Consider the following 10,401-nt stretch of genomic DNA (forward strand, 5'->3'; position numbering starts at 1 on the left):
TCTCCTACCCGCCCAGGCGGGCGCGGATGCCGTCGGCGGGCATCGGGGCGCCGAACAGGCGGCCTTGCCCGGTGTCGCAGCGCAGCGCCCGCAGCCGCTCGGCCTGCACCTCGGTCTCCACCGCCTCGGCCGTCACCGACAGCTCCAGCGCGTGCGCCAGCCGGACCAGCGCGTCCACGATCCGCTCGTCCCGGTGGTCGGCGACCACGTCCCCGCCGTCACCCTTTATCCCCTCGACGAACGGACCGGCCAGCTTCACGCAGTGGATCGGCAGCCGCCGCAGGTACGCGAGGTTGGAGTAGCCGGTGCCGAAGTCGTCGATGGCCAGCCGCAGCCCGAGTCCGGCGAGCTGGTGCAGCGTCCGCAGCGGCTCGCCGGCGCTGCCCATGACGGCGCTCTCGGTCAGCTCCAGCTGCAACAGCTCGGCCGGCAGGCCGGTGTGCTGCAACGCCTCCGCCACCGTCTCCACGATGGCCGGGTCGTCGGCCTGCCGGGCGGCCAGGTTGACGCTGACAACAGGCGTGGTGTCCGGGTACGCGCGCCGCCACGACTCGGCGTCGCGGCACGCCTGACGCAGCACCCAGGCGCCGAGGCGGACGATCAGGCCGGTCTCCTCGGCCAGCCCGATGAACCGGTCCGGCCCGATCAGTCCCAGCTCCGGGTGCTGCCAGCGGACCAGCGCCTCGACCGCCACCATCGTGCCGTCCAGCAGCGACACGATCGGCTGGTAGTGCAGCACGAACTCGCCCCGGTCCAGCGCGGCGGGGAGGTTCGCGGCCAGCGCGGAGCGGGCGATGTCGGCGGCGCTGCGCTCCGGGTCGTACACCGCCCAGCGGCCCCGGCCCTCCGCCTTGGCCCAGTAGAGCGTGGTGTCGGCGGCCTTCATCAGGTCACCGACGCTCGTCTCCGCCGCCGGGCACTCCACGATGCCGATGCTCGCCGACACGGCGAGCTGCTGGTCGCCGACGTGCACCGGCGCGGACACCGCGGCCAGGGCCAGCTCGGCGACCTCCACCGCGTCGTCGATGCCGCCGTCGGAGTCGACCAGGATGACGAACTCGTCGCCGCCCATCCGGGCCACCAGGTGACCGCGCCCGGCCACGCAGTCGCTGAGCCGGCGGGCGATCACCTTGAGCAGCCGGTCGCCCAGGTCGTGGCCGAGGCTGTCGTTCACCGCCTTGAAGCCGTCCAGGTCGATGAAGCAGAGCCCGACGCGCTGGTCCGGGCCGGCGCCCTCGAAGACCGCGCCGAGCTGCTCGAAGAACAGCGTGCGGTTGGGCAGGCCGGTCAGCGGGTCGTGCAGCGCCTGGAAGCGCAGCCGCTGCTGCAGCTCGTACCGCTGGGTGATGTCCTCCACCATCGCGACGGTGAACCGGGGCTTGCCGTCGTCGTGCCGGATCAGCGAGACCGCGAGATCGGTCCAGACCACGCTGCCGTCCTTGCGGTAGTAGCGCTTCTCCACCCGCGCGCTGTCCCGCTTGCCCTCGATCAGCTCCTGGTACAGCTCCCACACCCCGGCCGCGTCGTCGGGGTGGAACAACGCCGACACGTTCATCCGCCGCATCTCCGCGACGGCGTAGCCGAGCATGTCCGCGAACGACTGGTTGACCTCGATGATCTGCCCGTCCACCCCGGCGATGCCGATGCCGATGGCGGCGCCGGTGAAGACCGCCCGGAAGCGGGCCTCGCTGTCCCGCAGCGCCTGCTCGACGGTGTCCCGGGCCTGCCACGCGGACCGGGCGATCCGCTCCTGCTGGCTGAAGACCCGGTCGCGCAACGCGCGGGCGAAGCCGGCGGCGAACGCGCCCTGCAGCAGCGCCACCCGCTCGCGCAGCTCCGGCGACTCGGTGCGTGACGGCAGCACCCACTGCAGGAACCGGTCACCGAGCGCCTGCACCGACCAGTCGAGTACGCCGGGCTCGGTGAGGTGCGCCTCGACCAGGGCACGCCCCACCTCCTCCGCGGGACGGGCGGAGAAGGTGGGGGCGAGCAGGGCCTCACCGAGCCGCTCGGTGAGCGGCACCAGCAGGCGCTCGGTCTCGGCCGCGCTCAGCGGCACGAACCCGATGCGGCGCACCGCGCGAGCCCACTCGGCGGCGTACGCGGCGGCGCCGGGCCGGCTGACGTCTCCCCCGTCGCTGTCCGGGGCGCGCATGGGCTCAGCCGGCTGTGCGGTCGTGCCGGGCGACGCCGCCGAAGGCTCCGAACCGTTCCGGGTGCTCGTCCACGTCCGACGGGGAGTCGGGCCGCCACAGCGGCATGTGCACCACGCCCGGTTCGAGGATCGTCCAGTCGCCGAAGAAGCCGGTGATCTCGGCCCGCGAGCGCAGCGTGATCTCCGTGGCGGTACGCGCCGACAGCCGCTGCGCGTCCAGCATCTCCTGCGGCTGGTCCTCGAACGTGGAGTGGGAGATGACCAGGTAGCTGCCGGGCGCGGCGGCGGCGCGCAGGGTGGCCAGGATGTCGGCCGGGCGGTCGGCGTCGGGCACGAAGTGCACCACGCCGGCGAGCAGGATGCCCAGCGGCCGGTCGAAGTCGATCAGGCCGCTGGCGGCGGCGTGGTCCAGGATCAGCTTCGGCTCGCGCAGGTCGGCCAGGACCGCCGTGGCCCGGTCGTTGCCGGCGAGCAGTTCGTGGCTGTGCGCCACCGCGACCGGGTCGATGTCGACGTACACGATCCGGGCGTCCGGGTCGGCCGCCTGGGCGACCTCGTGGACGTTGCCGACGGTGGGGATACCGGAGCCGATGTCGAGGAACTGGTCGATGCCGGCGTCGAGCAGCACCCGTACGGCCCGGCGCAGGAACTCCCGCCCGGAGCGCATGGTGGCGGCCAGGTTCGGCGTCATGGCCGCGATCTGTTCGGCGAGCTGCCGGTCGATCTCGAAGTTGTGCGCCCCACCGAGGAAGTAGTCGTAGACCCGGGCGGCGCTCGGCCGGCTCAGGTCGATCTCGGTGGGCAGGCTCTCCGGCGTCTGCATCGCTCGGTCCCCCAGGTCGTCGTCCGCCGTCGATGGCGGATCATGTGGTCCAGACCACTCTAGGCCGGTACGGCCGGGTTCGGGAGATCCATTGGAGGCGATGCCGGCGGCCCGGTTCAGTCGGCCGATTCCAGCAGCAGCGAGATGCCCTGGCCGACGCCGATGCACATGGTGGCGAGCGCCCGCCGGCCACCCCGCCGGCGCAGTTCCAGCGCGGCGGTCAGCGCCAGCCGGGCGCCACTGGCACCGAGCGGGTGCCCCAGCGCGATCGCCCCGCCGCCGGGGTTGACGTGCTCGGCGTCCTCCGGCAGGCCCAGCTCGCGCAGCACCGCCACGGACTGCGCGGCGAACGCCTCGTTCAGCTCGATCACGTCCACGTCGGCGAGCGACAGGCCCGTCCGGTCGAGCAGCTTGCGGGTCGCCGGGACCGGGCCGATCCCCATGATCCGTGGCGGTACGCCTGCCGACGCGGCGCCGCGTACCCGGGCCAGCGGGGTGAGGCCGTAGCGTTCGACGGCGGCCGCGGAGGCGACGAGCAGCGCGACGGCGCCGTCGTTGACGCCGGAGGAGTTGCCGGCGGTGACAGTGCCGCCCTCGCGGAACGGGGTGGGCAGCGCGGCGAGCTTCTCCAGCGTCGTCTCGCGCGGGTGCTCGTCGGCCTCGACCAGCTTCGTCTCGCGCTTGCCGGCGGGCACCGTCACCGGGACGATCTCCTCGGCCAGCCGGCCGTCGGCCTGCGCCTTGGCGGCCCGCTGCTGCGACCGGTACGCGAAGGCGTCCTGCGCGGCCCGGTCCACGCCGAACTCGGCGGCGACGTTCTCCGCCGTCTCCGGCATCGAGTCGATGCCCCACCCCTTACGCATCAGCGGGTTGACCAGCCGCCAGCCGATCGTGGTGTCGTACACCTCGGCGGTGCGGGCGAACGGCGTGGCCGCCTTCGGCATGACGAACGGCGCCCGGCTCATGCTCTCCACGCCGCCGGCCACCACCAGGTCGGCCTCACCGGCGACGATCGCGCGGGCGGCGGAGGCGAGCGCGTCCAGGCCGGAGCCGCAGAGCCGGTTGACGGTGCTGCCCGGCACCTCCTCCGGCAGGCCGCCGAGCAGCGCGGCCATCCGGGCCACGTTGCGGTTGTCCTCGCCGGCCTGGTTGGCGCAGCCCAGGATCACGTCGTCGGTGCGGGCCCAGTCGACCGAGGGGTGGCGGGCCACCAGCTCGCGGACGACGTGCGCGGCCAGGTCGTCGGGGCGGACCCCGGCCAGAGCGCCGGCGTACCGGCCGATCGGGGTGCGGACTCCGGCAACGAGATAGGCCACTGTCATCGCGCGTACGTCCTTCGGGGGGTGGGAAGGGGTCGGTGGGGGTACCCGGCGCCAGGATATCCGTGACCGGAGCGGATAGGTTTGCCGCATGTCCGGGGCCCAGTTCAGCGCAGAGACAAGCGGCGGCGGCGCGTTCGTCCGCCAGCCCAACCGGTTCACCGGCCGGGCCACCCCGCACTCCACGTCACCCGAGGGCGGCGGGCCGGACGAGCAGGGACGCTGGCCGCTGGAGGCGGGCCGCTACCGGCTGATCTGGTGCCGGGCCTGCCCGTGGGCGCACCGGGCCCGGATCGTGCGCGGCCTGCTCGGGCTGGACGAGGTGATCTCGCTGGGCACCGTCGACCCGATCCGGGACGAGCAGGGCTGGCGGTTCGCGCTCGACCCGGACGGCTTCGACCCGGTGCTCGGCATCGCCTTCCTGTCCGAGGCGTACCTGTCCACCGACAGGGACTACACCGGCCGGGTGACGGTGCCCGCGCTCGTGGACACGCTCACCGGGCGGGTGGTGACGAACGACTATCCGCAGCTCACGCTGGACTTCTCGACCGAGTGGCGACGGTTCCACGCGCCGGACGCCCCCGATCTCTACCCGGTCGAGCTGCGCCCGGAGATGGACGCGCTGATGGCGGAGATCCACCGGGACGTCAACAACGGCGTCTACCGGTGCGGCTTCGCCACCTCGCAGGAGGCGTACGACGAGGCGTTCACCGCGCTGTTCGCCCGCCTGGACGCGCTGAGTGAGCGGCTGGCCGGTCGGCGCTACCTGATGGGCGACGCGATCACCGAGGCGGACGTGCGGCTGTTCACCACGCTGGTGCGCTTCGACGTGGCGTACCACGGGCACTTCAAGTGCAACGAGCGCAAGCTCACCGAGATGCCGGTGCTGTGGGCGTACGCGCGGGACCTGTTCCAGACGCCGGGTTTCGGCGAGACGGTGGACTTCGACCACATCAAGCGGCACTACTACGCCACCCACGACATGATCAACCCGACCCGGATCGTGCCGCTCGGCCCCGACCTGTCCGGCTGGACCACCCCGCACGGACGTGGCTGAGGACACAGGCCGCCGGATCGCCGCCGCGTTCGCCGCCGTCTGCCTGGCCGCAGGCGTCGGCGCGGTGACCGTTGCGGTGATCGCCGGTCCCGGTCCGGGCCCCGCCGGGTACGTGAGCGAAGCGGGCATCACGGACAGCGGGTACGCCGGGGCGTACCGGATCGGAATCTTCTCGGTGGCCGCGTCGCTGCTGCTGCTCGCCGGGGCGTTGCCACCGGGGTTGCGCGCGGCGGCCGGGCTGCTCGGCGTCGGCGCGGTCGCCACTGTGCTCTCCGGCGCTGTCACGTGCAGCGAGGGCTGCCCGCTGCCGCCGTTCGAGGCCCCCACGGTGGCCGACCTGGTCCACGGCGGGGCCAGCATCGCGGCGACCGCCGCCGTGGTGTTCGCCATGCTCGTGGTGCTGTTCTCCCGGGTGGCGGACCAAGGGCTGCGGCGGATCGCCGCGGTCGGCGCGGGGCTGGCACTGCCGGTTGCCGCCGTGGTCGCGCTGGCGTTGCTGCTGGTCGGGCGCAGCACGCTGCTCGGGGTGTCGGAACGGGTGCTGCTGGTCGTGGTGGCGGCCTGGGGACTGGTCACCGCCGGCTACCTGGCTGTAAGGAGCCTCACCGGCGACGGTCCTTCCGTTCCGGCGCCGGAGGGGAGTAACGTGTCGCGACGATGACCAATGTCTGGTGCCTCACCGAGCGCCTGTACGTCGATCTCCGACGGCAGGCCAGCGGCGTCTGTCCGGCGTAGCTCCACGCCCCCGACGCCCGCCTTCCCTCTCCAGACCTTGGATCCGTCCCCATGACTTCCGCCCTGCGCAGAATCCCCTTCTCCGTCCAGATCCTGCTCGGCCTCGTGCTCGGCGTGGCGCTCGGTTTCCTCGCCCGCGCCGCCGACCTCGCCTGGCTGACCAGCACGCTCGACACCGTCGGCGGCCTCTTCGTCCAGCTGCTCAAGCTCGCCGTGCCGCCGCTTGTCTTCACCGCCATCGTGGTCAGCGTGGTGAGCCTGCGCGGCGTCGCCAACGCCGCCCGGCTCGCAGTCAAGACGCTGCTCTGGTTCGCCGTCACCGCGCTGATCGCGGTGAGCATCGGCATCGGCATCGGCCTGCTCACCGACCCGGGCCGGGGCGTCGACCTGGACCCGGCCGGCGCCACCGCGCCGAAGACCACCGGCTCCTGGATCGACTTCCTCACCGGCATCGTCCCGACCAACCCGGTCGGCGCGTTCGTCGAGGGCAACGTCCTGCAGATCGTCTTCCTCGCCCTGGTGGTGGGCGCCGCCGCGCTGCTCGTCGGCGACGCCGCCGAGCCGTTCGTGGCGCTCAACCGCTCGCTGCTGTCGATCGTGCAGAAGGCGCTCTGGTGGGTCATCCGGCTCGCCCCGATCGGCACGCTCGGCCTGATCGGCAACGCCGTCGCCTCGTACGGCTGGGACCTGCTCGCCCCGCTCGCGAAGTTCACCACGGCCGTCTACGTCGGCTGCGCCCTGGTGCTGTTCGTGGTCTACCCGGTGCTGCTCGCGGTGGCCGGCAAGCTCAACCCGCTGCGCTTCTTCGCCGGCGCCTGGCCCGCCATCGAGCTGGCGTTCGTCTCCCGCTCCTCGGTGGGCACCATGCCGGTGACCCAGCGCTCGATCGAGCGCCTCGGCGTCCCCCGCGAGTACGCCTCCTTCGCGGTGCCGTTCGGCGCCACCACGAAGATGGACGGCTGCGCCGCCATCTACCCGGCGCTCGCCGCGATCTTCGTGGCGCAGGTGTTCGGCGTGAACCTGGGCGTCACCGACTACCTGCTGATCGCGTTCGTCTCGGTGGTCGGCTCGGCCGCGACCGCCGGCCTGACCGGCGCGATCGTCATGCTGACGCTGACCCTGAGCACGCTCGGCCTGCCGCTGGCCGGGGCCGGCCTGCTGCTGGCCATCGACCCGATCCTGGACATGATCCGCACCGCCACGAACGTGGCCGGGCAAGCGGTGGTGCCGACCATCGTGGCTGCCCGGGAGGGCACGCTCGACCGGGCCGCGTACGACTCGGCCGGCAAGCGCGACCTGATCGAGCCGGTCGAGACCGAGCGGCTCGACCCCGTACCCGCCTGATCCACACCTCTTCGGGTGCGTCCCGCGAAACCGGGGCGCACCCGAAGTCATGACCGGAGGATCCTCGCCAATGAGCGCCCTGTTCACCCCGCTCGCCCTGCGCGGCGTCACGCTGCCCAACCGGATCGCGCTGGCGCCCATGTGCCAGTACAGCGCCGGACCCGACGGCCTGCCCACCGACTGGCACCGGGTCCACCTCGGCTCCCGCGCGGTCGGCGGGGCCGGGCTCGTCATCACCGAGGCGACGGCTGTGGTGCCCGAGGGCCGGATCAGCCCGCAGGACACCGGGCTCTGGTCCGACGCCCACGTCGACGCGTGGCGGCCGATCACCGCGTTCGTCGCCGGTCAGGGTGCGGTGCCGGCCGTGCAGCTCGCGCACGCCGGGTTCAAGGCGTCCACGTACCGGCCGTGGGCACCGGCGCGCGGCGGCGTGCCGGACGCCGAGGGCGGCTGGACCCCCGTCGGCCCGGGCGACCAGCCGTTCGTACCGGAGTACCGCACGCCGACCGCGCTGGACGAGTCGGGCATCGCCGCGGTGGTGGACGCCTTCGCCACCGCCGCCGGGCGGGCGCTCGACGCCGGGTTCGCCGCCGTGGAGATCCACGCCGCGCACGGCTACCTGCTGCACGAGTTCCTGTCCCCGCTGACCAACCGGCGCACCGACGGCTACGGCGGTGACCGGGCCGCCCGGATGCGGCTCACTCTCGACGTGGCCCGCGCGGTACGCGCCGCCGTCGGCGAATCAGTGCCGGTGCTGACCCGGATCTCCGCCACCGACTGGACCGACGACGGCTGGACCGTCGACGACAGCGTGGTGCTCGCCGGGGAACTGGCCGCCGCCGGAGTCGACCTGGTCGACACGTCCTCGGGCGGCGCGGCGGTCAAGGCGTCCATCCCGGTCGGACCCGGCTACCAGGTGCCGCTGGCCGCCCGGATCCGCCGCGACGCCGGGGTGCCGACCGGCGCGGTGGGCCTGATCGTCGAGCCCGAGCAGGCCGAGCAGATCGTGGCCGGCGGCGAGGCCGACCTGGTGCTGCTGGGCCGGGAACTGCTGCGCGACCCGTACTGGCCGCGCCGCGCCGCCGCCAAGCTCGGCGCCGCCCCCACCTGGCCCGACCAGTACACCCGAGCCTTCTGACCGTCCGCCCCGCCCGTGCGCGTCGATCATGAAGTTGGCGGCGGACGGCGTCCGATTCGTCGCCGCCAACTTCATGATCGACGGGGAAGACCCCGAGAGGTCAGCCGGCCAGGTGGTTCCAGCGGGGTTCCAGGTCGGTCCAGGTGCCCTGGTCGGCCACGGTGCCGTCGATCAGCACCACCACGTGGTCGGCCCGGACCAGCGCGGCCCGCTTCGCGGTCGAGCCGACCACAGTCACCCCGTGCTCGCGCAACGCCCCCCACAGCGCCAGCTCCGTGCTCACGTCCAGCGCCGACGACACGTCGTCGGCCACCAGCAGTTCGGTACGCGGGGCGAGCGCCCGGGCCAGCGCCAGCCGCTGGAGCTGACCGCCTGACAACCGGGTGCCCTTGTGCCCGATCAGCAGCCCGAGCCCGCCCCCGGCGGCGGCCAGGTCGTGTTCGAGCTGGGCGGTAGTGACCGCCCCGGCGGCGTCCACCTGGTGGCCGAGCGCGATGTTGTCGGCCACCGTGCCGGAGAGCACCCGGGGCAGCTGGCCCACGTACCCGACCTGGTTGGGGCGCAGGAACATCTCCGGCTCGGTGACCGAGTCGCCGTTCCAGCGCAGTTCGCCGACGTGGTGCACGATCCCGGCCAGCGCGCGCAGCAGCGACGACTTGCCGGACCCGACCGGGCCGACGACCAGCACCAGCTGCCCGCGCTCGACCACCAGGTCCACGTCGCGGACGGCGAGCGTGCCGTCGGAGTGCAGCGCACCGAAGCCGGCCAGCTCCAGGCGGCGCAGCGGGTGCCGGGGCGGCGGCTCGGGCGCGGGCGCGGTGCCGGCGACCAGATCCAGGCCGGGCACCGGCGCCGCGTACACGGCCTCGCCGGTCATCGCCACCGTCCGCTTGGTCCACACCCGCGCCGACGGGTACTGCGACACCAGCGACGCGGTGGTCCACGCGAACCAGCGGGCCGCGCCCAGCGTGGACACGGCCACCAGCGTGGCACCCGCGGACAGCTCACCGGCCAGGTAGAGCGCCCACGCGCCGATCGGCAGCAGGCCGCTGGCGACCGACGGGGTGGACCGGGCCCACACCTGCATGGCGATCTCGCGCCGCTGCCGCTCGCTGCGTACCTCGTCCAGCCGGGCGAGGTGGCGCAGCACCGGGCGGGTCGCGCCGGCCAGCTTCACCGTACGGGCGGCGGACAGCGCGGAGACCAGCGCGGTGGCGAACGCGGCGCGCGCCTTCACCGTGCCGGCCGCGGTGCGTTCCAGCCGGGGCCCGAACAGCGTCGCCGCCAGCCCGGAGACAACCATCGTGCCGACGAAGAACATCGCCGGTACGAGACTGCCGGTCACCAGCGTCATGGCGACCACGATGACCAGCGAGATGAACTGGTCCATCAGGTTGTCGGCCAGGTGCACCACCCGGTCGGTGTCGCCGCCCTGGGCCACCACCTCGGCCGGGGTGTGCCCGCTGACCCGGCGCGCGCCGGTCTGCCCGTGCACCAGCCGGGCGCTGATCCGCAGCATCTGCCGGATCCACCACTGCGGGAACCACAGGTTCGTCAGGTACGGCAGCGGCAGCACCACCAGCAGCGCGGCCACGATGCCCAGCGCCGGCAGCCACGGGTCGCCGCCGCCGACCAGGTCGGCCCAGAGCCAGGGCAGGACCGCGCCGTCCAGGCCGAGCACCGTCATCACGACGAACAGGCCGACCGAGAGCAGGCCGTATCGAGGATCGTTGACGGCCAGCCGGAAGATCTCCCGCATGGTCCGCGCGGGCGGCGCGGGCGGCGCCGGTGGCGGGTCGGCGCGCGGCACGGCCGCCGGCCGCGTCGCGG

General features: G+C 73.6%; 8 protein-coding genes. 4 read left to right on the top strand and 4 right to left on the bottom strand.

Going from position 1 to position 10,401, the window contains the following annotated elements; all coding sequences use genetic code 11:
• Positions 1-4: 4 nt before the first annotated feature.
• From OC439_RS13280 to pcaF, 3 genes are all read right to left on the bottom strand, one after another.
• A complete protein-coding gene (locus OC439_RS13280) occupies positions 5-2,155 on the bottom strand; it encodes a putative bifunctional diguanylate cyclase/phosphodiesterase (protein WP_262013646.1) in 2,151 nt (716 codons plus the stop codon).
• Positions 2,156-2,159: 4 nt separating this feature from the next.
• Complete coding sequence (locus OC439_RS13285) at positions 2,160-2,978, bottom strand: SAM-dependent methyltransferase (protein ID WP_116504735.1); 819 nt, start codon at positions 2,976-2,978, stop codon at positions 2,160-2,162.
• A 116-nt stretch (positions 2,979-3,094) separates the two neighbouring features.
• Entirely contained in the window at positions 3,095-4,300 is a 1,206-nt protein-coding gene (gene pcaF, locus OC439_RS13290) for a 3-oxoadipyl-CoA thiolase (RefSeq protein ID WP_262013647.1), read from the bottom strand.
• A gap of 88 nt (positions 4,301-4,388) precedes the next feature.
• Here pcaF and OC439_RS13295 point away from each other — a divergent pair, with 88 nt between their 5' ends.
• The 4 genes from OC439_RS13295 (at position 4,389) to OC439_RS13310 (ending at position 8,571) form a co-directional block, all read left to right on the top strand.
• Positions 4,389-5,354 (top strand): glutathione S-transferase family protein, encoded by a 966-nt coding sequence (locus OC439_RS13295; RefSeq protein ID WP_262013648.1) that lies wholly within the window; start codon positions 4,389-4,391, stop codon positions 5,352-5,354.
• A complete protein-coding gene (locus tag OC439_RS13300; RefSeq protein WP_262013649.1) occupies positions 5,347-6,015 on the top strand; it encodes a DUF998 domain-containing protein in 669 nt (222 codons plus the stop codon). The genes OC439_RS13295 and OC439_RS13300 overlap by 8 nt, the downstream gene beginning before the upstream one ends.
• 137 nt (positions 6,016-6,152) lie before the next feature.
• Entirely contained in the window at positions 6,153-7,433 is a 1,281-nt protein-coding gene (locus OC439_RS13305; RefSeq protein WP_262013663.1) for a dicarboxylate/amino acid:cation symporter, read from the top strand.
• Positions 7,434-7,503: 70 nt separating this feature from the next.
• Positions 7,504-8,571: an NADH:flavin oxidoreductase/NADH oxidase gene (locus OC439_RS13310; protein ID WP_262013650.1), complete on the top strand. Its 1,068-nt coding sequence runs from the start codon at positions 7,504-7,506 to the stop codon at positions 8,569-8,571.
• Positions 8,572-8,671: 100 nt separating this feature from the next.
• Here the strand turns inward: OC439_RS13310 and OC439_RS13315 are convergent.
• The coding region (locus OC439_RS13315) for an ATP-binding cassette domain-containing protein (RefSeq protein WP_262013651.1) at positions 8,672-10,401 on the bottom strand (1,730 nt) is incomplete at its 5' end.

Source organism: Micromonospora sp. Mcm103, from assembly GCF_024519755.1.
Classification (GTDB): Bacteria; Actinomycetota; Actinomycetes; order Mycobacteriales; family Micromonosporaceae; genus Micromonospora; species Micromonospora aurantiaca.

Excerpts from the sequence above, each read along its gene's own strand:
- OC439_RS13310 (WP_262013650.1), top strand. The coding sequence starts at position 7,504 with ATGAGCGCCCTGTTCACCCCGCTCGCCCTGCGCGGCGTCACGCTGCCC.
- OC439_RS13285 (WP_116504735.1), bottom strand. The coding sequence starts at position 2,978 with ATGCAGACGCCGGAGAGCCTGCCCACCGAGATCGACCTGAGCCGGCCG.
- OC439_RS13280 (WP_262013646.1), bottom strand. The coding sequence starts at position 2,155 with ATGCGCGCCCCGGACAGCGACGGGGGAGACGTCAGCCGGCCCGGCGCC.
- pcaF (WP_262013647.1), bottom strand. The coding sequence starts at position 4,300 with ATGACAGTGGCCTATCTCGTTGCCGGAGTCCGCACCCCGATCGGCCGG.
- OC439_RS13295 (WP_262013648.1), top strand. The coding sequence starts at position 4,389 with ATGTCCGGGGCCCAGTTCAGCGCAGAGACAAGCGGCGGCGGCGCGTTC.